Annotated in this window: 22 protein-coding genes and 1 tRNA gene; 17 read left to right on the plus strand and 6 right to left on the minus strand. The window is 68.0% G+C overall.

Features of this window, described 5'->3' with window-relative positions:
• From MRB58_RS00590 to MRB58_RS00600, 3 genes are all read right to left on the minus strand, one after another.
• Positions 1 to 1,608, minus strand: coding sequence for a carboxyl transferase domain-containing protein (locus tag MRB58_RS00590; RefSeq protein WP_244779707.1), 1,608 nt, complete (start codon positions 1,606 to 1,608; stop codon positions 1 to 3).
• A gap of 62 nt (positions 1,609 to 1,670) precedes the next feature.
• A complete protein-coding gene (locus MRB58_RS00595) occupies positions 1,671 to 2,819 on the minus strand; it encodes an isovaleryl-CoA dehydrogenase (protein WP_305853224.1) in 1,149 nt (382 codons plus the stop codon).
• Entirely contained in the window at positions 2,816 to 3,460 is a 645-nt protein-coding gene (locus tag MRB58_RS00600; RefSeq protein ID WP_244779709.1) for a TetR/AcrR family transcriptional regulator, read from the minus strand. Before MRB58_RS00600 ends, MRB58_RS00595 begins: the two co-directional genes overlap by 4 nt.
• Before the next feature lie 273 nt (positions 3,461 to 3,733).
• Here MRB58_RS00600 and MRB58_RS00605 point away from each other — a divergent pair, with 273 nt between their 5' ends.
• The 13 genes from MRB58_RS00605 to MRB58_RS00665 all read left to right on the plus strand — a co-directional run bounded on the left by MRB58_RS00605 (position 3,734) and on the right by MRB58_RS00665 (position 19,921).
• Entirely contained in the window at positions 3,734 to 4,546 is an 813-nt protein-coding gene (locus MRB58_RS00605) for an ABC transporter ATP-binding protein (protein WP_244779710.1), read from the plus strand.
• Positions 4,546 to 6,531 (plus strand): AMP-binding protein, encoded by a 1,986-nt coding sequence (locus MRB58_RS00610; protein ID WP_244779711.1) that lies wholly within the window; start codon positions 4,546 to 4,548, stop codon positions 6,529 to 6,531. The genes MRB58_RS00605 and MRB58_RS00610 overlap by 1 nt, the downstream gene beginning before the upstream one ends.
• Complete coding sequence (locus MRB58_RS00615) at positions 6,528 to 7,421, plus strand: branched-chain amino acid ABC transporter permease (RefSeq protein WP_244779712.1); 894 nt, start codon at positions 6,528 to 6,530, stop codon at positions 7,419 to 7,421. Before MRB58_RS00610 ends, MRB58_RS00615 begins: the two co-directional genes overlap by 4 nt.
• Before the next feature lies 1 nt (position 7,422).
• Positions 7,423 to 8,484 carry a branched-chain amino acid ABC transporter permease gene (locus MRB58_RS00620; RefSeq protein ID WP_244779713.1) on the plus strand — a complete coding sequence of 354 codons (1,062 nt, stop codon included), beginning with the start codon at positions 7,423 to 7,425 and terminating at the stop codon, positions 8,482 to 8,484.
• 70 nt (positions 8,485 to 8,554) lie between these two features.
• On the plus strand, positions 8,555 to 9,784 hold the full coding sequence (locus MRB58_RS00625) for an ABC transporter substrate-binding protein (protein WP_244779714.1): 1,230 nt from the start codon (positions 8,555 to 8,557) through the stop codon (positions 9,782 to 9,784).
• Positions 9,785 to 9,835: 51 nt separating this feature from the next.
• Positions 9,836 to 10,666, plus strand: coding sequence for an ABC transporter ATP-binding protein (locus MRB58_RS00630; RefSeq protein WP_244779715.1), 831 nt, complete (start codon positions 9,836 to 9,838; stop codon positions 10,664 to 10,666).
• A gap of 11 nt (positions 10,667 to 10,677) precedes the next feature.
• Positions 10,678 to 11,913: a phenylacetate--CoA ligase family protein gene (locus MRB58_RS00635; RefSeq protein WP_244779716.1), complete on the plus strand. Its 1,236-nt coding sequence runs from the start codon at positions 10,678 to 10,680 to the stop codon at positions 11,911 to 11,913.
• A 491-nt stretch (positions 11,914 to 12,404) separates the two neighbouring features.
• A complete protein-coding gene (locus tag MRB58_RS00640) occupies positions 12,405 to 15,008 on the plus strand; it encodes a PAS domain S-box protein (protein WP_244779717.1) in 2,604 nt (867 codons plus the stop codon).
• Positions 15,005 to 15,457, plus strand: coding sequence for a response regulator (locus MRB58_RS00645; RefSeq protein WP_244779718.1), 453 nt, complete (start codon positions 15,005 to 15,007; stop codon positions 15,455 to 15,457). Before MRB58_RS00640 ends, MRB58_RS00645 begins: the two co-directional genes overlap by 4 nt.
• Positions 15,457 to 16,266, plus strand: a complete 810-nt coding sequence (locus MRB58_RS00650; protein ID WP_244779719.1) for a response regulator — start codon at positions 15,457 to 15,459, stop codon at positions 16,264 to 16,266. The genes MRB58_RS00645 and MRB58_RS00650 overlap by 1 nt, the downstream gene beginning before the upstream one ends.
• Positions 16,266 to 16,559, plus strand: coding sequence for a circadian clock protein KaiB (gene kaiB, locus MRB58_RS00655; protein WP_244779720.1), 294 nt, complete (start codon positions 16,266 to 16,268; stop codon positions 16,557 to 16,559). Before MRB58_RS00650 ends, kaiB begins: the two co-directional genes overlap by 1 nt.
• Positions 16,560 to 16,564: 5 nt before the next feature.
• On the plus strand, positions 16,565 to 18,088 hold the full coding sequence (gene kaiC / locus MRB58_RS00660; protein WP_244779721.1) for a circadian clock protein KaiC: 1,524 nt from the start codon (positions 16,565 to 16,567) through the stop codon (positions 18,086 to 18,088).
• A gap of 15 nt (positions 18,089 to 18,103) precedes the next feature.
• Positions 18,104 to 19,921, plus strand: coding sequence for a response regulator (locus MRB58_RS00665; protein ID WP_244779722.1), 1,818 nt, complete (start codon positions 18,104 to 18,106; stop codon positions 19,919 to 19,921).
• 45 nt (positions 19,922 to 19,966) lie between these two features.
• Here the strand turns inward: MRB58_RS00665 and gpmI are convergent, their stop codons facing one another.
• Positions 19,967 to 21,472 (minus strand): 2,3-bisphosphoglycerate-independent phosphoglycerate mutase, encoded by a 1,506-nt coding sequence (gpmI, locus tag MRB58_RS00670; protein ID WP_371747221.1) that lies wholly within the window; start codon positions 21,470 to 21,472, stop codon positions 19,967 to 19,969.
• A gap of 183 nt (positions 21,473 to 21,655) precedes the next feature.
• On the opposite strand from gpmI, the gene MRB58_RS00675 reads away from it, so the two are divergent.
• A complete protein-coding gene (locus tag MRB58_RS00675; protein WP_244779724.1) occupies positions 21,656 to 23,110 on the plus strand; it encodes an efflux RND transporter periplasmic adaptor subunit in 1,455 nt (484 codons plus the stop codon).
• Between the two features lie 111 nt (positions 23,111 to 23,221).
• On the opposite strand, the gene MRB58_RS00680 is transcribed toward MRB58_RS00675, so the two are convergent.
• Positions 23,222 to 23,698 (minus strand): DUF2214 domain-containing protein, encoded by a 477-nt coding sequence (locus tag MRB58_RS00680; protein WP_244779725.1) that lies wholly within the window; start codon positions 23,696 to 23,698, stop codon positions 23,222 to 23,224.
• 12 nt (positions 23,699 to 23,710) lie between these two features.
• The gene (locus tag MRB58_RS00685; protein ID WP_244779726.1) at positions 23,711 to 24,091 is read right to left on the minus strand and encodes a DUF6152 family protein; all 381 of its coding nucleotides are present in this window, start codon (positions 24,089 to 24,091) and stop codon (positions 23,711 to 23,713) included.
• A gap of 121 nt (positions 24,092 to 24,212) precedes the next feature.
• Here MRB58_RS00685 and MRB58_RS00690 point away from each other — a divergent pair.
• From MRB58_RS00690 to MRB58_RS00700, 3 genes are all read left to right on the plus strand, one after another.
• Positions 24,213 to 24,288, plus strand: a tRNA-Glu gene (locus MRB58_RS00690).
• A gap of 345 nt (positions 24,289 to 24,633) precedes the next feature.
• A complete protein-coding gene (locus tag MRB58_RS00695; RefSeq protein WP_244779727.1) occupies positions 24,634 to 25,707 on the plus strand; it encodes a TRAP transporter substrate-binding protein in 1,074 nt (357 codons plus the stop codon).
• 63 nt (positions 25,708 to 25,770) lie between these two features.
• Positions 25,771 to 26,262 carry a TRAP transporter small permease subunit gene (locus tag MRB58_RS00700; protein WP_244779728.1) on the plus strand — a complete coding sequence of 164 codons (492 nt, stop codon included), beginning with the start codon at positions 25,771 to 25,773 and terminating at the stop codon, positions 26,260 to 26,262.
• Positions 26,263 to 26,265 lie beyond the last annotated feature (3 nt).

Genomic DNA, 26,265 nt, shown 5'->3' on the forward strand with positions numbered 1-26,265 from the left:
TCACATCCGGAAGAGGCCGAAGCGCGTCTCGGAGATCGGCGCGTTGAGGGTGGCGGCGAGCGAGAGGCCGAGGGTGTCGCGCGTCTTGACCGGGTCGACGATGCCGTCGTCCCACAGGCGCGCCGAGGCGTAGAGCGGGTGCGACTGACGCTCGAACATGTCGATGGTCGGCTGCTTGAAGGCGGCCTCCTCCTCTTCGGACCAGGTGCCGCCCTTGCGCTCGATCCCCTCGCGCCGGACGATGGCGAGCACCCGCGCCGCCTGCTCGCCGCCCATCACCGCGATGCGGCTGTTGGGCCAGGTCCACAGGAAACGCGGCTGGTAGGCGCGGCCGGCCATGCCGTAGTTGCCCGCCCCGTAGGAGCCGCCGATCAGCATGGTGATCTTGGGGACAGCCGTCGTCGACACCGCCGTCACCAGCTTGGCGCCGTGCTTGGCGATGCCGCCCGCCTCGTAGGCGCGGCCGACCATGAAGCCGGTGATGTTTTGCAGGAAGACCAGCGGGATCTTCTGCTGCGAACACAGCTCGACGAAGTGCGCCCCCTTCATGGAGCTTTCCGCGAAGAGCACGCCGTTGTTGGCGATGATCCCCACCGGGATGCCCCAGATATGCGCGAACCCGCACACCAGCGTCGTGCCGTAGCGGGCCTTGAATTCGTCGAAGCGCGAGCCGTCGACGACGCGGGCGATCACCTCGCGCACATCGTAGGGCACCTTCGGGTCGGCGGGGACGAGGCCCATGATCTCGGCCGGATCGTAGGCGGGCGCCTCGGGCGCCGCGAGCACGACCGACTGCGGGCGCGGCTCGGTGCGGTTGGCGATGGCGCGGCGGGCGAGCTCCAGCGCGTGGAGATCGTCGGTCGCCAGATGGTCGGCGACGCCGGACAGGCGCGTGTGTACGTCGCCGCCGCCGAGGTCCTCGGCCGTCACCACCTCGCCCGTCGCCGCGCGCACCAGCGGCGGACCGGCGAGGAATATGGTGCCCTGCTCCTTGACGATGATCGTCTCGTCACTCATCGCCGGGACGTAGGCGCCGCCCGCGGTGCACGAGCCCATGACGACGGCGATCTGCGCGATCCCCTTCGCCGACATGCGCGCCTGATTGTAGAAGATGCGGCCGAAGTGGTCGCGGTCGGGGAAGACCTCGTCCTGGTTGGGAAGGTTCGCGCCGCCCGAGTCCACCAGGTAGACGCACGGCAGGCGGTTCTCCTCGGCGATCTCCTGCGCGCGCAGGTGCTTCTTCACCGTGACGGGGAAATAGGTGCCGCCTTTCACCGTGGCGTCGTTGGCGAGCACCATCACCTCGCGCCCCATGACGCGGCCGATGCCGGCGATGGCACCCGCGGCCGGCACCTCGTCCTTGTACATGCCGTTGGCGGCGAAGAGCCCGATCTCGAGGAACGGCGAGCCGGGGTCGAGCAGCCCCTGCACCCGGTCGCGCGGCAGGAGCTTGCCGCGCTTCAGGTGCCGCTCGCGCGACGCCGCGCCGCCCCCCTCGATAGCCGTCTCGGCGACCGCGCGGGCGGTCTCGAGTTGCGCCAGCATCGCGTCGCGGTTGGCCGCGAACGCTTCCGAGCGGGTGGAGATGGACGAGGTCAGGACCGACATGGGGCCTCCGGAGGCGGCGCCGCGCGGAGTTCGCGCCGGTGCCGCAGCGTTTCTATTGTGGCTCAGGCCGTCTCGGCGAAGAGCTCGCGGCCGATCAGCATGCGGCGGATTTCCGAGGTGCCGGCGCCGATCTCGTAGAGCTTGGCGTCGCGTAGGAGGCGGCCGGTGGGGTACTCGTTGATGTAGCCGTTGCCGCCGAGCGCCTGGATCGCCTCCAGCGCCATCTGCGTCGCCTTTTCAGCCGCGTAGAGGATGCAGCCGGCCGAATCCTTGCGGCTCGTCTCACCCCGGTCGCACGCCGCGGCGACCGCGTAGACGTAGGCGCGGCACGCGTTGAGGCCGACATACATGTCCGCCACCTTGCCCTGCATCAGCTGGAACTCGCCGATCGCTTTGCCGAACTGCTCGCGCTCGTGGATGTACGGGACGACGACGTCGAGACACGCGGCCATGATGCCGAGCGGCCCGGCCGCCAGCACCACGCGCTCATAGTCGAGGCCCGACATCAGGACGCGCACCCCGCCGCCCTCCTCGCCGAGGATGTTCTCGTACGGCACCTCGCAGTTCTCGAACACCAATTCGCAGGTGTTGGAGCCGCGCATGCCGAGCTTGTCGAGCTTCTGCGCGGTCGAGAACCCGGCCATGCCCTTCTCGATCAGGAAGGCGGTGATCCCCTTCGGCCCCTTGTCCGGGTCGGTCTTGGCGTAAACGACCAATGTGGACGCGTCCGGCCCGTTGGTGATCCACATCTTGGTGCCGTTGAGGATGAAGCGGTCGTTGCGCTTCTCGGCACGCAGCTTCATCGACACGACATCCGAGCCGGCGCCCGATTCGGACATCGCCAGGCTGCCGACATGCTCGCCCGTCATCAGCTTGGGGAGGTACTTCTCCTTCTGCTCGGGCGTGCCGTTGCGACGGATCTGGTTGACGCAAAGGTTGGAGTGCGCGCCGTAGGAGAGGCCGACCGAGGCCGAGGCGCGGGAAATCTCCTCGATCGCGACGCAGTGCGCGAGGTAGCCCATCCCCGTGCCGCCCAGCTCCTCCTCGACCGTGATGCCGAGGAGCCCCAGCTCGCCCATCTCGCGCCACAGCTCCATCGGGAACTCGTTGGTGGCGTCGATCTCGGCCGCGCGCGGGGCGATGCGCTCGCGGGCGAAGCGGTGCACCATCTCGCGCAGCGCGTCGATGTCCTCGCCGAGGGCGAAGTTCATGGATTTGTCGAACACAGGCTCCTCCCGGCGCCGGTCTCGAGGCCGACGCTCTTCAGGGTCATATCAACATAGATCTCGCCGATGGTCTCGCGCGAGAGGCGCCCGCCCTCGCGGTACCAGGTGGTGACGCCCGTCAGCATGGCGATGATCGCACGCGCGCCGACGTTGACGTCCGGCACATGGAAGGCGCCCGCGACGACACCGTCGGCGAGGATGGCGCGCACCTCCAGCTCGTAGCGGCGGCGCAGCGCGTTGACGGCGGCGAAGTTGTCGCCCTCCAGGCTGCGGAGCTCCATGTACGCGATGAAGACCGCGGTCGCCTGGTCGAAGTGGTGGGCGATGTGGAAGCGGGCGAACTGGGCGAGCCGCTCGGCCGGGGGCGCATCGTCGAGCCGCGCCTCCTCCCAGGCCTCCAGGAGGCTCTCCATGTGCGTGAGCATCAGCTCCGCCAGGATCGCCTGCTTGGACGGAAAGTGGTTGTAGATGGCGCTCTGACGAATGCCGACGGCCCCGGCGATATCGCGCATGGAGACCGCGCCGTAGCTCTTGCGCGCGATCAGACGCTCGGCCGCCTGGCGGATGGTCTCGCGGGTGCCTTGGCTTCGGTCGAGCATGTTCGCATCCAGTGAACGATCGTTCATTCACCTCTTGAACCTCGCTGTCAAGCATGGCAGGGTTGCGCGGCTCGAATGGCTCGGCAAGGCGGATCGGCGCCGCGCCGGCCGACGAGTGCGGCGTTACGGACATGCGGCGAGCGTCAGCCATCGCCCCTTGCGACAGCGCGCCAGCGCGTGCCGAACGCCACCTTTCGAATTCGGGCGAAACGGCCTTCGGCCGCTCCTCGCCCAGCGCCCGACACGGGCACCACAACGCCGAGAGCCCCGCAAAGAGGGTCGCGGCAGGGAGGGACGAATTTGACGGCAGGCGCTGAGCTGCTCGACGTGCGTGACGTGTCCCTGCGCTTCGGCGGCGTGAAGGCGCTGTCGAACGTGTCGTTCACGGTGACGAAGGGCGAGGTCTTCTCGATCATCGGGCCGAACGGCGCGGGGAAGACGTCGATGTTGAACTGCATCTCCGGCCGCTATCGGCCGACGGAGGGCGACGTCCTCTACAAGGGCGCCTCGCTGCTGAAGCGTTCGATCAACGACCGCGCCAAGCTCGGCATCGGCCGCACGTTCCAGAACCTCGCCCTCTTCGGCCACATGTCGGTGCTCGACAACATCCTCGTCGGCCGCCACCACCGCCTGAAGAACAACGTGCTGACGGGCATGGTCTACTGGGTCGGCGGCGCGCGGCGCGAGGAGCTGGCCGAGCGGCGGCGCGTGGAAGAGATCATCGACTTCCTGGAGATCCAGCACGTGCGCGGCGAGCCGGCCGGCACCCTCTCCTACGGCCTGCGCAAGCGGGTGGAGCTGGCGCGGGCGATGGCGATCGAGCCGGAGCTGATCCTGCTCGACGAGCCGATGGCGGGCATGAACCTCGAAGAGAAAGAGGACATGGCCCGCTACATCATCGCGCTGTCGGAAGAGTTCGGCATGACGACGATGATGATCGAGCACGACATGGGCGTCGTGATGGACCTTTCCGACCGGGTCATCGTCCTCGACTTCGGCAAGAAGATCGCCGGCGGCACCCCGGCCGAGGTCCTCGCCGACGAGCACGTCAAGAAGGCGTACCTCGGCGAAGAAGACGAGGTCCTCGACGCGCTGGCCGAGGAGACCGCCTGATGGCCGCTCTGACGATCAAGGGCGAGGAGATCGCCTGGGGACCCGCCCCCGCCGTCGCCGCCGAAGCGGACACGCTGCCCAAGCTGCTCGCCCGCAACGCCGCCGCCCACCCGCGCGAGATCGCCCAACGGGAAAAGGAATTCGGCATCTGGATCGCCTACGACTGGGCCGCGGTCGAGGACCACGTCTCGGCGATGGCGGCCGGGTTCGCCAATCTCGGTCTGGGCGCCGGCGACGTGGTCGCCCTCATCGGCGACAACAGGCCGGAGTGGGTGTGGGGCGAGGTCGCCGCGCACGCCTGCCGGGCCATGTCGCTGGGTGTCTACCGCGATGCGCTGGAAGATGAGATCCGCCACCTCTTCGGCCATGCCGAGCCCAAGATCGTCGTCGCCGAGGACGAAGAGCAGGTCGACAAGCTCTTGGAGCTGGGCGACGCCATCCCTTCCGTGAAAGCGATCGTCTACACCGACGATCGCGGCATGCGAAAATACGACGACCCGCGCCTCGTCGACATTCGGACGCTCGAGCATTCCGGGCGCGAGGCGCTCACCGCCCACCCCGGCCGCTGGGCCGAGATGGTGGCGGCGACACGTGCCGAGGACGTCGCGATCCTGTGCACCACCTCCGGCACCACCTCCAATCCGAAGCTCGCGATGTGGACCTCGGCCGCGCTCGTCGGCCACGCCGAGACGTACCTCAGGTCCGACCCGCGCCAGCCGGGGGACGAGTACGTGGCGGTGCTGCCGCTGTCGTGGGTGATGGAGCAGATGTACTCCGTCGGTTGGAATTTCCTCGCCCGCATGACGGTCAACTTCGTCGAGGACGAAGCGACCACGATGGCGGATCTGCGCGAGATCGGCCCCCACTTCGTCCTCTTCTCGCCGCGCGTGTGGGAGCAGGTCGCGGCCGACATTCGCGCCCGCATCATGGACACCTCGCGCTGGAAGCGGGCGATCTACGACTGGGGCGTGAAGAAGGGCATGTCCGCCGCCGAGATCGGCCGCCGCTCGGCCGCCGCCGACGTGGTCCTCTTCCGCCACCTGCGCGACCGGCTCGGCTTCTCGCGGCTGAAGTCGGCCGCGACCGGGGGCGCGGCGATGGGACCCGACACCTTCCGCTTCTTCGAGGCGATGGGCGTGCCGCTGAAACAGCTCTACGGCCAGACCGAGGCGCTCGGCGCGCACACCATCCACAAGGCCGGCGAGGTCGACAACGAGACGGTCGGCTTCCCCATGCCCGGCGTCACGCTGACGATCCGCGATCCCGATCCGGAGGGCCTCGGCGAGATCCTGGTGAAGCACCCGCACATGATGTCGGGCTACTATCGCAACGAGGCGGACTCGGCCGGGAGCTTCACCGACGACGGCTGGTTCCAGACCGGTGACGCCGGCTACCTCACCGAGGCGCGCCAGCTCGTCGTCATCGACCGCATCAAGGACCTGTCGACGACCTCCAAGGGCGTGCGCTTCTCGCCCCAGTTCATCGAGAACAAGTTGAAGTTCTCGACCTACATCGCCGAGGCGGTGATCCTCGGCAAGGACCGGCCCTACCTCGCGGCGATGATCTGCATCCGCTTCCCGATCCTCGCCAAGTGGGCGGAGGAGCGGAAGATCTCCTTCACCACCTACTCCGACCTCGCCTCGCGCCGCGAGGTCTACGACGTCCTGCGCGAGGAGGTGGAGCGGGTGAACGCCACGCTTCCCGAGCACCAGCGGATCGCCAAATTCCTCCTCCTCTACAAAGAGCTGGACGCGGACGACGGCGAGCTGACGCGCACCAAGAAGGTGCGCCGCGGCGTCATCGCCGAGAAGTACGAGACCATCATCGAAACCATCTACTCGGGCGCGCCCCACGTCGACATCGACACGGTGATCCACTTCCAGGACGGCTCGAAGCAGCGCGTGGTGACGACCCTCGCCATCGAGACGCTGAAGAGCGCGCCCGAGCCCGAAGCACGAAGCGCCCACGGGGAGGCCGCGGCATGAACACCGAGCTCTTGGTCCAGCTCCTCGTCAACGGGGTGATCGTGGGGATGCTCTACGGCGTCGTCGCGATGTGCTTCGTCCTCATCTACAAGTCGACGCAGGTGGTGAACTTCGCGCAGGGCGAGTTCGTGGTGCTGGGCGCCTGGGTGTGCCTGTCGCTCGTCATCCAGATGGGGCTGCCCTTCTGGCTCGCCTTCATCTTCAGCCTCGTCTTCATGATGCTCTTCGGCATCCTCGTGCAGGTGGTGCTGCTGCGCCCGCTGGTGGGCGAGCCGATCATCTCCATCATCATGGCGACCATCGGCCTCTCCATCTTCATGCAGGCGCTGATGAACTGGATCTGGGGCAACAACGCGGTCCGCTTCCCGCAGGTGTTCGACCAGGGCACGGTGTCGATCGGCGGCCTCAACGTCGAGACCGCCTACCTGATGAGCCTCGTCCTGTCGCTGATCGTGATGGGACTCTTCTTCTGGTTCTTCCGCTACTCGCGCTGGGGGCTCGCCATGCGCGCCACCGCCTACAACCAGCAGGTGGCCCAGTCGCTCGGCGTCTCGGTCGGCCAGGTGTTCGCGATGGCGTGGGCGATCTCGGCGGTCGTCTCGGGGATCGCGGGGGTCGTCATCGGCCTCGTCTCGGCGGTCTCCAACTCGCTCGCCATCATCGGCATCAAGGTGTTCCCGGCGGTGATCGTCGGCGGGCTCGATTCCATCGTCGGCGCCATCGTCGGCGGGCTCACCATCGGCCTCCTCGAGAACATGGCCGAGTTCGCCGACGGGCAATACCTCCACTGGGGCAACATGTACCAGGTCGCGCCGTTCTACGTGCTGATCGTCATTCTGATGATCCGCCCCTACGGCCTCTTCGGCACTCCGGACATCGAGCGGGTCTGAGATGGCGCACGTCCCCAATCCCCGGCCGGCCGGCGACTTCCGCACCTCCTACGCGGCCGACACGTCGCTCTTCCGCACGCATCTCGAAAGCCGGCTGACGCTGCTTCTCGTCCTCGGCGCGCTCACCGTGCCGCTGTGGGGGTCGAACTACCTGCTCAGCCAGATGATCCTCATCGGCATCTACGGGATCGCCGCGCTGGGGCTCAACGTCCTCACCGGCATGACGGGGCAGATCTCGCTCGGTCACGGGGCCTTCTTCGGCTTCGGCGCCTTCGCCTCGGCCTACTTCGCGTCCAAGGGGATCCCGGTCCTCCTCGCGATGCCGCTGGCCGGGCTTTTGACGACCGCGGTGGGGATGATCTTCGGGATCCCCGCGGCGCGCCTCAAGGGCCTCTACCTCGCGATCGCCACCCTCGCCTCGCAGTTCATCCTGCAGGACTTCTTCGCCCGCGCGGCGTGGTTCACCGGCGGCCCCTACGGCGCACTCGCCGAGACGGCCTCGCTGTTCGGCTTCATGATCAACAACGACGCGCGCTACTTCTACCTCGTGCTCTTCTGGGTGGTGGTGTCGTTCCTGGCGGTCTCCAACCTCACCCGCACGCGCGACGGGCGGGCGCTGGTGGCGGTGCGCGACCACTACCTCTCGGCCGAGATGATGGGAATCAACCTCACCCGCTACCGCATCATGTCGTTCGGCATCTCGTCCTTCTTCGCCGGCATCGCTGGGGCGCTCTACGGGCACTATCTCGGCTTCGTGTCCGGCGAGGGGTTCACCATCTTGTTGTCGATCGAGTTCCTGGCGATGATCATCATCGGCGGGCTCGGCTCGGTCGCCGGGTCTCTGCTGGGCGCGATCTTCATCCTGCTGCTGCCGCAGGCGATGGAAGTGTTCGCCAACGGCATGGCCGACGTCTTCCCCGCGATCGCGCAAGGGACGGCCTACATCAAGCAGATGTCGGTCGGCGCGGCGATCATCCTCTTCCTCGTGCTGGAGCCGGAAGGGCTCATCCACCGCTGGCGGCTGATGCGCGCCTCGTGGAAGCTCTTCCCCTTCTCGCACTGACCCCCAAAAGCCGGGCGGCGCGCGGCCACCGTCCGGTTCCAAGCAACAAGCCGCAGGTTTGGGAGAACGCATGAAAGCCATTCAGACGGCGCTCGCCGCCGCCCTCCTCGCCACTTCCGCAGGTGCGGCGGCGGCGCAGGACTCGGTGCTCGTCGGCCATTTGGCCGACTACACCGGCGCCACCTCGTTCGTGGGCAAGCAGTTCGGCCCCGGCGTGTCGGACGCCTTCAAGCAGATCAACGCCGACGGCGGCATCGACGGCACGATGGTCGAGCTCGACACGGTCGACTACGGCTACAAGGTCCCCGAGGCCATCGCCCTCTACAAGCGCTGGGTAGGCAACGGCATGGTCGCCCTCCAGGGCTGGGGCACGGCCGATACCGAGGCGCTGATCTCGTTCGTGACGCGCGACGAGATCCCCAACATGTCGGGCTCCTACTCGGCCCACCTGACCGACCCCAAGGGCGCCAACCCCAACACCAAGCTGCCGGCGCCCTACAACTTCTTCTACGGCCCCTCTTACTCGGACGCCTGCCGCGCGCTGGTCGACTGGGCGATGAAGGACGCCGAGGCGAAGGGCGTCGAGACGCCGACCTTCATTCATACCGGCGACAACCACCCCTACCCCAACGCCCCCAAGGAAGCCTGCGCCGCGCACGCCGAGGAGGTGGGCTTCACGGTGGCGCCGCCGGTCGTGGTGCCGCTGGCGCCGGGTGACTTCAAGGCGCAGTGCCTCACCATCAAGAACTCGGGCGCCCAGTACGTCTACATGGGCAACCTCGGCGGCTCGGTCGTCTCGCTGATCAAGAGCTGCAACACCGTCGGCGTCGAGGCGACGTACATGGGCAACCCCTGGGCGGGCGACTACCACACGGTGGAAGCGGCCGAGGCGCAGAACCTGATCTTCCCGTCCTCCACCCCCTTCTACGGCGCGGACGTGCCGGGCATGGCGCTGGTGACGAAGATCCTCGAGAACGGCGACGGTCAGGTCGGCGAGCGGCCGACGCACCACTACGTCCGCGCCGTGTGCGCCGCCTACTACATGAAGGAGGCGATGGCCTGGGCGAAGGAGAACGGCGGCATCACCGGCCAGAACATCCGTGACGGCTTCTACCAGAAGACCGACTGGGTGCCGGAGGGCCTGGAGGGCGTGTGCGGCCCGGTCACCTGGACCGCCGACGACCACCGCGGGCTGATGAACGTCACGATCAACTCCGGCTCCTTCGTGGACGGCAAGGCGGTGATCGAGACGATCGACCACATCGAGCTGCCGCGCCGCGACGACTGGCTCGGCCAGTAAGGCCGCCACCCCGCGGCCACCGAGGCCGCGGGGTCCCTCCCCGCTCCGGAGATGACGATGACCCTCGCCGAGCCGATCGAAGCAGCGCCGACCGCCACCGACGACATTCTGACGCTCAACAACGTCGAGGTGATCTTCAACGACGTGATCCTCGTGCTGCGCGGCATGTCGATGTCGGCTCAGAGGGGCAAGATCACGGCGCTTCTGGGCGCCAACGGGGCCGGCAAGTCGACCACCTTGAAGGCGATCGCCGGTCTGCTCGCCACCGAGGACGGCGAGGTGACGCGCGGCACGATCCACTACGGCGGGCGCGACGTCACCCGCACCGCGCCCGACCGCAAGGTGAAGGACGGGCTCTTCCTGGTGATGGAGGGGCGCGGGATCGTCCAGGACATGACGATCACCGAGAACCTGCGCCTGGGCGCCTTCACGCAGCCGCAGGCGGACGTGAAGCACGACATCGAGAAGGTGTTCGAGTATTTTCCGCGCCTGCGCGAGCGCAAGGGTCTGGCCGGGTATCTGTCGGGCGGCGAGCAGCAGATGCTGGCGATCGGCCGCGCGCTGATGGCCCGTCCCAAGCTGGTGTTGATGGACGAGCCGTCGATGGGTCTGTCACCGCTGCTGGTGAAGGAGGTCTTCGGCATCATCCGGCGGCTGAACCGCGAGCTGGGCCTGTCGATCCTGCTGGTGGAGCAGAACGCCAACATGGCGTTGAAGGCCGCGGACTACGGCTACATCATGGAAAACGGCAAGATCGTGCTGGACGGCACCGGCGAGGCGCTGTCGCAGAACGAGGACGTGAAAGAGTTCTATCTCGGCGGCGGCGAGCGGCGCTCGTTCAAGGCGGTGAAGAGCTTCCGCCGGCGCAAGCGCTGGCTCTGAGGAGACCGCTGATGGCCGACTTCTTCGACACCCGCGAGACGCGTGACCCCGCGGCCCGCGAAGGCGCCCTGATGGACGCGCTGCGCGCTCAGGTGCGCCACGCCAAGACCCACTCGCCGCACTATCGCGCCACCCTCGCCGACGTCGACCCCGACGCGCTGGTCGATCGCGCCGCGCTCGCCCGGCTCCCCGTCCTCTACAAGTCCGACCTCGTCGACCTGCAGGCGAAATTCCCGCCGCTGGGTGGGATCGCGACGCGCCCGGCCGCCGCCTTCAAGCGCCTCTATCTGTCGCCGGGGCCGATCGCCGAGCCCGAGGCCGAGCAGCCCCACTGGCGCATGGAGCGCGCGCTCTGGGCCGCCGGTCTGCGCGACAGCGACGTGGTGATGAACACCTTCGCCTATCACCTCACCCCGGCCGGCTTCATGTTCGACCATGCGCTCGCCGCCCTCGGGGCGACGGTGTTTCCCTCCGGCGTCGGCAACACGGCGGCGCAGGCCGAGGCGATCGGCCGGCTCGGCGTCACGGGCTATATCGGCACGCCGGATTTCCTGAAGACCATCCTCGAGAAGGCCGACGAGAGCGGCCTGGCGACCGGCACCCTCACCAAGGCGCTGGTGACGGGCGGGCCGCTGTTCCCCTCGCTGCGCGAGTTCTACGCCGCGCGCGGCATCGCGGTCCGCCAGTGCTACGGCACGGCCGAGCTGGGCCTCATCGGCTACGAGACCGAGCCCGGCGCCGGGCTCGTGCTGGACGAGGACGCGCTGGTGGAGATCGTCACCCCCGGCAGCGGCGACCCGGTCGCCCCCGGCGAGGTCGGCGAGGTCGTGGTCACCACCTTCAACGCCGCCTACCCCCTCGTCCGCTTCGCCACCGGCGACCTTTCCGCCGAAGTCGAGGGTCCGAGCCCGTGCGGGCGCACGGCGCGGCGGCTGAAGGGCTGGATGGGCCGCGCCGACCAGACCACCAAGGTCCGCGGCATGTTCGTGCACCCGCGCCAGGTGATGGCGATCGTCCGCCGCTTCGACGCGGTCCACCGCGCCCGGCTGGTGGTCGACGAGGTCGACGGCGCCGACACGCTGCTCCTGAAGGCCGAGGTGGACGCCGGCGACGAGAGCCTCGCCGCCGCGCTCGCCGAGGCGATCCGGGCCGAGTGCCGGGTGCGGGGCGACGTGGCCTTCGTGGCGCGCGCCAGCCTGCCGAACGACGGCAAGGTCATCGACGACGTGCGCAAGCTCGAGGTGTAGTCGCGTGGACGACGGCGCGGCACGCCGCCGCGCCTCGCCCGACCATGCCCGCTCTCGCTACCAGATGGGCAACTCCAGCCGCACCGTCGTCCAACGCGGCCGGTCGGAGCGGAAGCGGCCGGCCTTTTCGGCGGACCACTTCCCGCGGGCGGCGCGAGAATCGGGGAAAATTTGCCTCTCCGTCGAGGCCAACCTCGGAATCTCCCCTTGACCGGGGCACGCAACCATAGGATGTTCTTCATCTGGTCGCCGGCCCCGTGTCGATGCTATACGGGGTGAATATCTCTGGGGAGTGCGTCCTCTCGCAAGGAGTCACGCAGCCTACCGGTCGGTGCAGAGCGGAGCAGGCGATGATGATCGAGTCCGCGACGAGGTCGGAAAAGAAGACCTTCGAGTGGATTCGCACGAGCCGTCCCGGTCATGGTGGATCCAGTCCCGGCCCCCCTGCATCGGGGTCATCTGAAACGTGGTTGCTGGCGGTCTTCAAATCTATGCCGATCACCAGACAGCTCATCATCACGATGGTCACCCTCGTGCTCCTCACCTCGGCGGGGGTGGGCGTGGCGGTCTACTTCGCGGTCGAGCGTGCGTTGCTGCCGCAAGGCGTCGTGCGGGTCGAGGCCTCGGCCAGCCAGCTCGCCACGCAGATCAAGGTGCAGGCCAACAACGACCGCCTCAACCTCGACGCGCGCGCCCATTCCGGAGCCATCGCCTCGTTCATCAATTCGGCGATGAACCAGGATAGCGCCAACCGCATCGACCTCGAGATCGACGTGTGGCGCCAGATCGTCGAGAACCTGTTCGTCGCCGAGCTGGCGGCCAAGCCCAGCTACCTGCAGATGCGCCTGATCAACGCGGCGGGCGACGAGGTGATCCGCGTCGACCGCACCGCCAGCGGCGAGCCTCCCCGCGTCGTCCCCCCTGACGAGATGCAGGAAAAAAACGCGCGCCCCTACGTCGACGAGACGTTGGCGCTGGCGACGGGCGAGACCTACATTTCCCCGATCGATCTCAATCGCGAGTTCGGCGAGATCGTCCAGCCGCCGACGCCGGTCCTGCGCATCGCCACGCCGATGGACGCCGCGAACGGCGAGCGGTACGGCCTGCTGATCATCAACATCGACCTGCGCGACACGTTCGACAATCTGCGCGCCGGCCTCGGCTCGCTGGGCGAACTCTTCGTCGTCAACGCCAGCGGCGACTTCCTGCTCCATCCCGACCAGACCAAGGAGTTCGCCTTCGAGCGTGGTCCTCCGGTCCGGTTCGGCGATGACCGCCCGGATCTCGCCGCCGCCGTCGGCGCCTCGTCCAGCGGGAGCACCGTGGTTCACGAGGACGGCCGGTCGATCGCGCTCGCCTGGGCCGACGTCCCGCTCGACGCCGCCGGCGCCGACCTGACCGTCGTCGTCGCGCTGCCGGCGCGGGCCGCCCGCGCGGCCCCGGCGATCCGCAACTCGGCGATGATCGTCGGGACCATCGCCGCCCTTCTCGCCACGATCGCGGTGGTGGTGGCCGGCCGGGCGATCGTGCGCCCCATCATCGCCATGACCGACGGACTGGCCGATGCCAGCGCCGGACGGCCGGTCATGCTGCCGATCGGCCGCGGCGGCGAGATCGGCCTGCTGGCGCGCGCGCTCGCCGAATATATCGAGCGCGAACGGTTCGACAGCGCGATCATCGGCGGCTCCAACGACGCGATCCTGACCACCGACCCCTCCGGCCACATCACCCGCTGGAACCCCGCCGCGGCGGCCCTGTTCGGCGTCGCGGTCGAGGACGCGATCGGGCGCGACGTCGACAATGTCGTCTTGCCCGGCGGCACCGCCTCGCTGCACCAGACCATCGACGACCAGCTCGACGGCAAAGAGAGCCGCCACCTCGACATCACCCGCACCCGGCGAGACGGGTCGAAGGTCGACATTTCGCTGCGCACCTCGCCGGTGCTGGCCCCGGACGGGTCGATGATGGGCATCTCGATCATCGCGCGCGACATGACCGCCGAGCGATACGCGCAGGAGACCTTCCGTCTCTCGGTCGAGCATTCCCCCGCCGGCAAGGTGCTCACCGACGCGGAAGGCAAGATCATCCTCGTCAACGCCCAGATCGAGAGTGCCTTCGGCTACTCGCGCGACGAACTGATCGGCCAATCGGTGGAGACCCTGGTGCCCTCGGCGATCAAACGGCGGCACGAGACGTTCGTGCGCGACTTCCTGGCCGACCCGCAGCGCCGGGCGATGGGCGAGGATCGCGAGATCTTCGGCCAGCGCAAGGACGGCGGCGTCTTCCCCATCGAGGTGGGCCTGACGCCGGTCCCCTCGCGCAACGGAACGCTGGTGCTGGCGGCGGTGGTGGACGTGTCGGCCGAGCGCGCCGCCAAGCGTGACCTGATCGCGCGCACCGAGGAGCTGGAGCGCTCCAACAAGGATCTGATGCAGTTCGCCTACGTCGCCTCGCACGACCTGCAGGAGCCGCTGCGGATGGTGGCAAGCTTCACCCAGCTCCTGTCCGACCGTTACAAGGGCCAGCTCGACGAGCGGGCCGACAAGTACATCCACTTCGCCGTCGACGGCGCGCGGCGCATGCAGGGGCTCATCAACGACCTCCTGGAATATTCGCGCGTCGGGTCGACCATGCAGCCGCTGGAGCCGACCGACGTCGGTGCCGTCTGGGCCCAGGTCCAGCGCATGTTGCAGTCGATGATCCGCACCAACGAGGCGACGATCGAGGGCGAAGCGCTTCCCTCCGTGATGGCCGATCCCGAGCAGCTCTCGCGCCTGCTCCAGAACCTCCTCAGCAACGCGATCAAGTTCCGCAGCGAGGAGCCGCCCCGCGTGGTGCTGCGGGCCGAGCGCCAAGGCGCGTTCTGGTGCCTGAGCCTCAGCGACAACGGCATCGGCTTCGACGCGCGCGACGCGGAACGGATCTTCGAGATGTTCCAGCGCCTCAACGAGCGCGGCCGCTACGACGGCACGGGGCTGGGTCTTGCCATCGCCAAGCGCATCGTCGATCAGCATGGGGGGCAGATCTGGGCCGAGAGCGCGCCCGGCCATGGCACCACGTTCTACTTCACGCTACGCGCCGCGACGACCGGATGAACATGACGGAACCGATCAAGATCCTGCTTCTAGAGGACAATCCCGCCGACGTCGAGCTGACGCGCGAGGCGTTCCTGAACCGAAAGCTCCGACTGACGCTCGACGTCGTGCATGACGGCAACGAGGCGCTGGACTACTTGCATCGGCGCGGCGTCTATGTCGGCCGGACGCTGCCGGACCTCGTCATCCTCGACCTCAATGTTCCACGGGTATCGGGCAAATCCGTCATTGCAGAAATCAAATCAACCGAGCTGCTGAAACGTCTTCCCATCGTTGTTCTCACATCATCGTCAGCGGAAACCGACGTGATCGAGAGTTACGACTTGGGCGCGAATTGCTATGTCAACAAGCCCTTGGACTTCTCGTCGTTTGAAGATATCGTGGTGGCGCTGGAATCTTTCTGGTTCACAGTAGTAAGGCTACCCACGATCGAGGAGGCGACGGAGTAGTGTCGGGCGAAGCCGCTCTCCGAATCCTGCATGTCGAGCAGAACCCGGCGGATGTCGCGTTGGTCCGGGAATACCTGTCGATCGAAGAACCCGAGCAGTACGTCGTCGTCCAGGTGACCAGCGTAGAAGACGGTCTCGATCTGATCGGCGACGAGGCGTTCGACGCGCTGCTGCTTCACGTTCGCCTCGCGACGGACGGGGTCCAGTCCATCCGCCGCGCGGCTCAAAGGGTGCCGGTGATCGTCATCACCGGCTACGAGGACGAGACCCTCGCGCTGGAGGCGATCGCTGCCGGCGCGCAGGACTATCTCTTCAAGAACGACCTCAGCCAGCGGAGCCTGCGCCGTTCGATCGGCTTCGCCATCAGCCGCAAGCGTGAGGCGGAGATCCGTGCGCTCAACGAAACCCTCTCTCGCCTCAAGCTCTTGGCGTCGGAGGGGTCGGCCACATCGGTCACCGCCCGCGCTCTCGGCGTCGGCCCGCTCAAGACCAGCGCGCCGGAAGTGTTCGACGAATGCGTTGGCAACTACGCACGGTTGATGAAGCGGTATATTATGGCGCCCGTACGGGACCAGGACGAGCCACGCGACGCGATGGAGCGGCTGGTCACGCGATTGGGCGATCTGGGGGCGGGGCCGAAAGACATGATCGATCTGCACGCGGCCGCTCTCGAAGAGGCCGCCTTGACACAAAAGCAAAGAGAGGCCGGCATGATGATAGTAGAAGGCCGATTGTTCGCGCTCGAGATCATGGGTTTGCTCGTCAATTACTACCGCATCGGTCACCGACGCTTAACGTGGGGGGTGTAGTGCGGTACAGACTTCGCCTATACATCACCGGTCGGACGCCTTACTCGCAAAGGGCAATCGCCAACCTGCATGAAATCTGCGATCGCGAGCTGAAGGGCCGCTGCGACGTCGAGATCATCGACGTGCTGGAGGATCCGTCGGCGGCGGAGGAAGATCGCATCCTCGCCACGCCGACCCTCGTGCGAAAACTGCCCGAACCGGTGCGCAAGATCATCGGCGATCTGAGCGACCGCGAAAAAGTCTACATCGGTCTGGACGTGTCCCCGATCGATATCAGCGTCTCAGGCGAATAAACAACGTGGCCCCCGTGAAGGAACTCCCCAAACTGTCGACCGGGATCGCCGGTCTCGACGAAATCTCCAACGGCGGGCTCCCGCGCGGACGATCGACCCTGATCGCCGGCACGGCCGGTAGCGGCAAGACCGTCCTCGCGCTGCAATTCCTCTATTGCGGCGTCCACTTCTTCGAGCAGAACGGCGTGCTGGTCACCTTCGAAGAGACCCCGGTGGACATGATGGCCAACGTCGCCTCCTTCGGCTGGGGCCTGGAGGAGATGGTCGAGGCCAACAAGATCGCCATCGTCGACGCCGCGCCCGACCCGTCGGAGAACGTCGTCGAGGCCGGCGGGCACGACCTCGCCGCACTCATGGCCCGCATCGAAGGCGCGGTGCGGCGCGTCAAGGCCGACCGCGTCATCCTCGACGCCGTCGGCGCTCTCTTCCCGCAGTTCAGCGACTCGCTGCTGGTGCGGCGCGAGCTGCAACGCATCCTGGCGGGCCTGCGCGAGCTGGGCGTCACCACCATCATCAACCTGGAGCGCACCGACGACGAAGGCGCCGTCGGCCGCTTCGGCATCGAGGAGTTCGTCGCCGACAACGTCCTTCTGATGCGCAACCGGCTCGACATGGAGAAGCGCCGGCGCACCATCGAGATCCTCAAGTTCCGCGGCGCCACCCATCAAAAGGGCGAATACCCCTTCACCATCGACGATCAGGACGGCGTCACCGTGCTGCCGCTGTCGGCCACCAGCCTGCAACAGTCCTCGTCGGACACGCGCCTGTCGTCGGGCGTGAAGGAGCTGGACGACATGTGCGGGGGCGGCATCTATCGCGACTCGATCATCCTCGTCTCCGGCGCCACCGGCACCGGCAAGACGCTGATGGTGACCGAGTACGTCAAGGCCGCCATCACCGCCGGTCAGCGCGTCCTCCTCATCGGCGCGGAGGAGAGCCGCGACCAGCTCGGCCGCAACGCCAAGGCCTGGGGCGCTGACTTCGACAAGGCCGAGGCGGACGGCCTCCTCAAGATCATCTGCCGCTATCCCGAGGTCATGGGCCTCGAGGATCACCTGCTGCAGATCAAGCGCGATATCCGCGAGTTCCAGCCGACCCGCATCGCGGTCGACTCGCTCTCCGCCTTCGAGCGCGTCTCGTCGACGAAATCCTTCCGCGAGTTCGTGATCGGGATCACCGGCTTCATCAAAGACCAGCAGATGACCGGCCTGTTCACCAACACGACGTCGATGCTGATCGGCGGCGAGTCGGTGACGGAAACGCACATCTCCACAATCACAGACTCCATTATCCTCTTGCGCTACGTGGAGTTGTTCGGCGAAATGCGCCGCGGTCTCACCGTGCTCAAGATGCGCGGCACATGGCACGAAAAGGAGATCCGCGAGTACGTGATCGACGGCAACGGCATGTCGATCAAAGGACCCTTCAAGGGGGTTCACGGCATCCTTTCCGGTATGCCGACGTATAGTTTCACGACGGAGGCCGAGCGGATGGAGACCATGTTCACACCCAGCGACCGCGCGAAATAGCGCCACGACGGGAACGTGTATCCGACTGATGCGAATACCAAACTCCTTCTCGTCGAGGACAACCCCGCCGACGCGGAGCTGACGGCCGCCGTTCTCGAAGGGGCCGATGTCACCTTCGAGATTTTGACCGCCGCTTCGCTCGGCACCGCCCTCAGGCTCTTGAACGACGAGCCGATCGATGCCGTCGTGCTCGATCTCAATCTCCCGGACTCGCGCGGCATCGAGACCCTGCGCCGCATGCGCGAGCAGCACCACGACGTCGCCATCGTGGTCGTCTCCGGCGCCAACCCGCCGGGCCTGCGCGGCGACGTCCTCAGCGAGGGCGCACAGGACTTCATCTGGAAGAACGAGCCCGACTCCAACTTCCTCGCCCGCTGCATTCTCTACGCGGTCGAGCGGCACCGGGCGCAGGAGGCGCACCGCAGCGTCCGCCAGCTGCTCGACGCCAACCCCGACGCGATGATCGTCGTCGATGGCGGTGGCATCGTGCGCTACATCAACAAGGCCGCGGAGGAGCTGCTGCACGACGGGTCTAACCTCATCGGCGAGTGGCTCGGATTCTCCTCCGGCGAGCGGCTGACCGAGATCGAGATCCTCACCGGCGGCAAGCCGCGCACCTGCGAGATGAAGGTCGCCGAGATCGAGTGGAGCGGCCAGCGCGCCACCCTCGCCGCCATCCGCGACGTGACCGAGAACCGCCTCCTCGCCGAGCAGGTCCGCGCGGCGCAGAAGATGGAGGCGATCGGCGTCCTCGCCGGCGGCGTCGCGCACGACTTCAACAACCTGCTGGTCGTCATCATGGGCAACCTGGAGTTCCTGCGCGAGGACATCGAGGACGAGGACCACCAGGTGATGCTCTCGCGGATCGAGACCGCCACGGAGCGCGCCCGCACCCTCACCCGCCAGCTCCTCGCCATGTCGCGCCGGCAGCCCTCGCGCCCCGTCGTGGTGCGCCCCAACGACCTCATCATCAAAAGCTACACGATGCTTCGGCCGAGCTTCCCGAAGGACATCGAGCTCGTCTTCATCCCCGCCGAGGAGATCTGGAACATCCGGATCGACCCCAGCGAGTTCGACCAGATCCTGATGAACCTCGCCTTCAACGCCAAGCACGCCTTGCCGCACGGCGGTCGGCTTCAGGTGGACCTCGCCAACACGACGCTGGAGCGCACCGTCAACGACCTGACGCCGGGGCAATATGTGCGCGTGCAGGTGTCGGACAACGGCACCGGCATCGCGCCCGACCACCTGACCAAGATCTTCGAGCCGTTCTTCTCCACCAAGACCGCCGGCACCGGCACCGGCCTCGGCCTCGCCATCTGCCAGGGCATCGCCCGCAAGGCGGGGGGCGACATCGTCGTCTCCAGCGAAATCGGCGTCGGCAGCACCTTCTCGGTCCTGGTCCCGCGCTGCTACGACGCCGTGACCGAGATCGATACCAAGCCGGAACTGCCGCAGATCGTCGGCGACGAGACCGTGCTGGTGGTGGAGGACGACGCCGCCGTGGCCGGCTCCATCATGCAGGCCCTGCAGATGCGCGGCTTCCGCACGATCCATGTCGACGATGGCGAGAAGGCGACACGCGTTCTCAGCGAGGGCGGCGAAACGGTCGACATCGTCCTCAGCGACGTGGTGATGCCGCGGATGGGGGGCGTGGAGCTGGCCCGGTGGCTGGCCAAGCACCGCCCGGAGATGAAGGTGGTCCTGGCGACCGGCTATGCCGACAATGTCGACGCCCTGCGGGCCGAGAACAATCCGCAGCACGAATTCCTGTTCAAGCCCTTCGCCCCGACCGACCTCATCGCCACCGTGCGGATGATGCTCGACCGCTGAGCCGGCCTCGTGACGCGCGGCCGGCCGCGGCGACGGTGCGGTGCCTCAGTCCGAGAACGTCGCCAGGCATCGCCCGGTCATCGCCGCGGGCTGCTCGAGCCCCATCAACGCCAGCACCGTCGGCGCCAGGTCGGCGAGGCGGCCGTCGTGCAGCGTCGCCTTGCGCGGCGTCACCAGCACCACCGGCACCTTGTTGAGCGTGTGGGCGGTGTGCGGGCCGCCTGTCTGCGGGTCGACCATCGTCTCGCAATTGCCGTGATCGGCGGTGAACAGCAGCGAGCCGCCCTTCGCGGTGATGGCCTCCGCAATCCGGCCGAGCGCGCCGTCGACCGTCTCCACCGCCTTGATCGCCGCCTCCAGCACGCCGGTGTGTCCGACCATGTCCGGGTTGGCGAAATTGACGACGATGAAGTCGTAGCCGTCGCTGTCGATCGCCTTCAGCACCTCGGCGGTCAGCTCCGGGGCGGACATCTCCGGCTGGAGGTCGTAGGTGGCGACCTTCGGCGAGGGGACCATCTTGTGCACCTCGCCCTCGAAGGGGGCCTCGCGGCCACCATTGAGGAAGTAGGTCACGTGCGGATATTTCTCGGTCTCGGCGAGGTGGATCTGCGCCTTGCCGGCAGCCGACACCGTCTCGGCGAGCCCGTCGGCCAGGTCCTGCGCCTCGAACAGGGTCGTCAACCGCGCGTCCAGCTCCTTCGAGTAGGAGACCATGCCGACGGTGGCGGCGAACGCCGGCGGCGTACCGCGGTCGAAGCCGTCGAACGCCGGGTCGGTCAACGCCGTGAGGATCTCGCGCGCGCGATCGGAGCGGAAGTTGAAGCACAGCAGCGCGTCACCGTCGGCGATGCCGGCATAATCGCCCACCACGCTCGGCAGCACGAACTCGTCCGTGGTGCCCGCCGCGTGCGCGGCCTCCACCGCGCCGACCGCGCTCTTTGCCGCGACGCCCTCGCCCTGCGCGATCGCCTTGTAGGCCTTCTCCACGCGCTCCCAGCGGTGGTCGCGGTCCATCGCATAATAGCGGCCGCTCACCGTCGCGATCGTGGCCCCCTCGGGGAGCGCGGCTTCGGTCTCGCGCAGTTGGCGCACGGCCGAATCGGGGGCGGTGTCGCGCCCGTCGGTGAAGGCGTGCAGGACGCACGGCACCCCCGCCTCGGCCAGCGCCCTCGCCACCGCGACGGCGTGCCGCTGGTGACTGTGGACGCCGCCGTCGGAGACGAGGCCGAGGATGTGGCAGCGCCCGCCGCTCGCCTTCAGCGCCTCGGCGAGGCCCGTCGCGGCGAGGCGGGCGGCCAGGTCGCCGGTGGCGATGGCATCGTCGATCCGCGGCAACTCCTGCATCACCACCCGGCCGGCGCCGATGTTGAGGTGCCCCACCTCGGAGTTGCCCATCTGGCCCTCGGGGAGACCGACATCCGGGCCACAGGTGGTGAGAAAGGCGTGGGGATGATCGGCGAAGAGCCGGTCGAAATTGGGCGTGTTGGCGAGCAGGACGGCATTGGCCTCGCGCGCCTCGCGCCAGCCCCAACCGTCGAGAATCATGAGCATCACCGGAGTCGGCATCGGTCCTCCACCCGTTGTTCTCGTTGCGATTAGGGCATATGCAGCCGCTCTTCCACCCGTTTCAGGTGGGCATGGCAGGGTCGCGCGTTTGGAGGATTCCGCTTTCACGCCTACCTACGCATGATGTTGGCGCCGTTCGGCGCAATTTCCCAGTTCACGGAGACGCATATGTTGAGGTCTGCCTCGCGGATTCTCACGCTGGTCATGGCGGTATCGCTGGTCGCGACCGGGGCAGCCGATGCCCAGCGCGGCACACGCGACAGGAACAAGCCGTCGCAAGAGTCCGCCGAGGCGTCCCCCGCGGCCGAAGCTCCCGCCGAGAAGGCGGCGGCCGCCCCCGCCGAGCCGGAACAGAAGCAGGCGGCCGCCGAACCGGCGCCGCAGGGCCCGCCGCCCCCCGCCGTCACATATGTGACGCTGGAGACGCAGGACATCACGCTCACCAGCCTGCTGCCGGGCCGCGTGGTCGCCTCCGGCGTCGCCGAAGTCCGCCCCCAGGTCGACGGGATCATCATCGAGCGCCTCTTCGAGGAGGGCGCCCACGTGACCATCGGCGACCCGATGTACCGGATCGACCCGGCGACCTACGAGGCCCAGGTCAACGCGGCGAAAGCCGCCGTGGCACAGGCCCAGGCGACCTTCAACGCCGCCCAGAGCGACGCCACGCGCAACGAGCGGCTGAACCAGCGCGGCGTCACCAGCGAGCAGACGCTGGAGACCGCGATCGCCGCGCGCGAGACCGCCAACGCCGCCCTCCAGGTCGCCCAGGCGCAGCTCCAGACCGCCGAGATCGACCTCGACCGGACGACCATCCGCGCACAGCTCACCGGCGTCGTCGGCCGCTCGCTGACGACGCAGGGCGCGCTGGTCACGGCCGGGCAGGCCGCCCCGCTCGCCGTCATCCGCGCCATCGACCCGGTGCTGGTGGACGTCACCCAGTCGGCCGCGGAGCTGCTGGCCTTCCGCCGCGGCAGCCTGGAACACGAGCTTGCCGACGTCGACACCTCGGTGGCGCTGACACTGGCGGACGGAACGGAGTTCGAGGCCCGCGGCGAGCTGACCGCGGCCGAGCCCTACGTCAACGAGCGCACCGGCGTGGTCACGCTGCGCCTGGAGTTCCCCAATCCGGATGAGTTCCTGCTGCCGGGCATGTACGTCCAGGTGCAGATGCCGCAGGGGACCGCCAAGGGTATCATCCTGGCGCCGCAGGAAGGCGTGACGCGCAACCGCCGCGGCCTGCCGATCGCCTACGTGGTGAACGATGCGGACACGATCGAGGAGCGCGAGCTGACCACGCAGGGGACGCGCGGCGCCAACTGGATCGTGACGTCGGGCCTGAACGACGGCGAGCGAATGGTGGTGGCCGGCCTGCAGCGCATCCGCGCCGGCGCCAAGGTGCGCCCGGAGGAGCGGCAGCCCCCGGCGGCCGCACCGCCCGCCGCCGCGCCCGCCGCACCCGCCGCCGCGCAGCCCGCCGCCGACGAGCCCGCCGCAGCGGAGCAGGCCGAGAGCACCGACAAGACCGACGGCACGACAACCCAAGCCATGCCCACGGCCAAGCCCGCGACCACCGCGGCCGCCGAGCAGGCCACCCCCGAAGGCCGGCAGACCACGCCGAACTGAGGGCGCCGAACTGAGGACGCCGCCACCCTCGCGTCGCGACGACGCCCGGCCCACCCCCGCGAGGGGGAGCGCCGGGCGTTTTCGTTTGCGCCGCACGGCCGCGCCTGCCGGTCACCCCACGAAGGCGATGAGGCGCCCCAGCCCCAGAACGGTCAGCCACATGACGAGCGACAGTGCCGCGTGCGCCGCGGTGCGCCGGGGGCCGGCGCGCTGCATATCGCGGCCGTGGCGCGCGTGCAGAGCGAGGGCGATCAGCGTCCCCGCCCCCACCAGCGCGAGCTTGGCCTGGACGACGCCGAGCGCGGCATATTCCCCCGCCCGCGCCGCGAACATCACCGCCCCAGTCCCCACCGCCAGCACCAGCCCCGCACCCGCGAAGGGCACCAGGAGCCGCGCCGCCGTCTCGGCCGGAATGCGCCCCACGCCGAGCGCGGCGCCGATCCGCACGAGGTTCAGCGGCACCATCGCCCCCACCAGCAACGCGATGCCGACGATGTGCGCCCCGTTCAGCGCCGCATAGCCCCAGCGGGCGCTGCGGGCCCATGCCGCGACGGGGCTGGCCTGTAGCGCCGCCCACAGCTCGTCCACGGCCCGCGCCCGTCAGCTCCGGTCGGGATAGAGGTCGTAGACCTCGCCGGCGAGGATGATCCGCTCGGCCTTCATCAGCTTCTGCCGCACGTCGGCGGCCGGCTGCCCCTGCACGATGATCTCGACCCCCGCGGCGAGGTCGCCGTCCTTCAGCCCCGCACGCGCGTTGCGCCAGGGCTGGCCGACCTCCACGGTCCAGATCTCGCCGTCGGCCTCCACCGTCAGCACCCCATGCGGGTTGCCGAGCTTGGCCGTGCGGATGACCCCGGTCAGCTCGATATTGCCGTCGGAGGTCCAACTCCAGCCGTGATGCGCGAACGCGGGCGACAGGATGCAGGCGGGCACGGCGGCGGCCAAAAGGGCGGTGACCGTGCGGCGTGTCAGGCGTGACATGGCGTATCTCCCATCCTCGTTGATCCACATGAGGCTAGCGATCGGAGAAATTCTGCCAACGGGGCAAAATTTCCTCTTGGCGAGCGCGCCAAAACCGACTACATCGACGCCTCCACAGCACGCGCCCTTCGTCTAGTGGTCCAGGACGCCGCCCTCTCACGGCGGAAACAGGGGTTCGAGTCCCCTAGGGCGTGCCACGGTCTCCCCACTGCACAGCATCGCATCGTACCACCGCGCCACCGCGGGCGGGTTGTCGCGTTCGCCGGCCCCTCCTCGCGCTGCTCAACGTGCCGGCCTCAGCCCCACGGGGTGCCTCGCCGTGCGACCCCGCCGTCGGCTGAGCCGACCGCCGGCGAGAGCCCGCCCGCCCCGCACGTCGGCCGAATGCGCGGCTACTCGGCTCGATAAACGAAAATGATGGCATGCAATTTGCTGCTCTCCGCTGCGGCATATCCACGCCTTGGGCAACCCATGCCGGCGCCTCCCCGCGTCGGCGCGTCCAGAAAGATCCGACCGGATACCCACACAACGGAGACCTGCCGATGTTCCTTCACCCGATCCAACGCGCCCAGCGAGCCGCCCGCTCGTTCGGCACCGCCGCGATGATGATGATGGCGTCGGCCGCGCTCGCCGGCCAGGCTCAAGCCACCACGCTGACGTTCGCCACCAACACCGCGCCCAACAACCTGCGCGGTATCGCCGAGACGATTTTCCTGGAAGAGCTCGCCGCGCAGTCGGACGGCGAGATCGAGGTCATCCCCTACTGGGGCTCTTCGCTGATGGACGGGCGCGAGATCCTCGGCGGCGTGCGCGACGGGGTCGCGGACATGGGCTTCGTCAACATCAACTACTACCCCAACCGCCTCCTTCTGAACTCCTCGTTCATGCTCTTCCCGCGCGGCCCGGTCTCCTACGAGGACCGCATGACCGTCTTCCGCTCGGCCTACGAGGACATCCCCGAGCTTGCCGACGAGATGTCCGAGGAAGGCGTCAAGATCGTCTACCTCTACGGCGTGATGCCGTTCGCGGGGACATTCACGTCCGAGATCTCCTCGCTCGAAGAGTTCGCCGGCAAGCGCATTCGCGCCTCCAGCCGCTGGTACCTCAACCTTCTCGACGCGGCCGGGGCGACGCCCGTCTCGGTGCCCTGGAGCGAGTGCTACCAGGCGCTGCAGACCGGCGCGATCGACTCGGTCTTCACCAACCTCGACGGCATCCACCGCTCCAGCCTCGACGAAGTCGCCCCCAACGTCTTCATCATGAACCAGCTGTGGCTGCCCACGCCGTTCCTCATCACCATCAACGAGGCCAAGTGGGAGAGCCTGTCGGACGCCGAGAAGGAGGCCTTCGCCAAGGCCTGGGACTCGGCCGAGGCGAAGTTCGCGGAGCAGTACGGCGCCATGTTCGACGACGTCGTCGCCGCCCAGAAAGAGGCCGGCTACACCGTCACCTTCGCGACCGACGAGGAGGCCGACGCGTTCGCCTCGCTGCCGCAGGTCGCCACCAACCGGGAGACGTGGATCGGCGAGGCCAAGGACGCCGGCGCCACCGACCCCGAGGCGACGCTGACGAAGCTCCGGACGCTGATCGACGACGCCATCGGCAACGATAGCTGAGGCTCCTTCCGCGGACGGGCGAGCCGCGCCCGTCCACCCGACCGCGCGCCGTTCGAGAGGCCTATGTTGCAACGCGTCCTGTCCCCCATCACCGGCTTCCTCGCCGAGCTGTGCGGGTGGCTCCTGATCCTCGTCATGGGCTTCCTGATCGTCGACCTCATCAGCCGCGGGCTCTCCAAGCCCGTTTACGGGGTCGCGGAGATGGCGATGTTCACCATGATCGCCATCGTCTACCTCGGCCTGCCGCATGCGCAGGAGATGCGCAGCCATGTGCGGGTGGACTTCATCGTCGAGCACCTGCCCAAGCGCATCCACGCGGCACTCGAGCTGATCGTCCACATCCTCGCCAGCATCACGGTGGCCATCCTGGTGTTCGCCGTCGGCAAGAACGCGCTGATCGCGTTCGAGCGCAGCCAGGCGGTCGCCGGTCCGGTGCCGCTGGTGGTGTGGCCGGTCAAGTTCATCATGGTGCTGGCGCTGGTGCTCTACCTCGTCCAGCTCATCCTGCACACGGTGATCGCCGCGCAGGACATCCTCACGCGCGACCGGGACTGACCG

Origin of the sequence: Acuticoccus sp. I52.16.1 (assembly GCF_022865125.1) — a bacterium.
Classification (GTDB): domain Bacteria; phylum Pseudomonadota; class Alphaproteobacteria; order Rhizobiales; family Amorphaceae; genus Acuticoccus.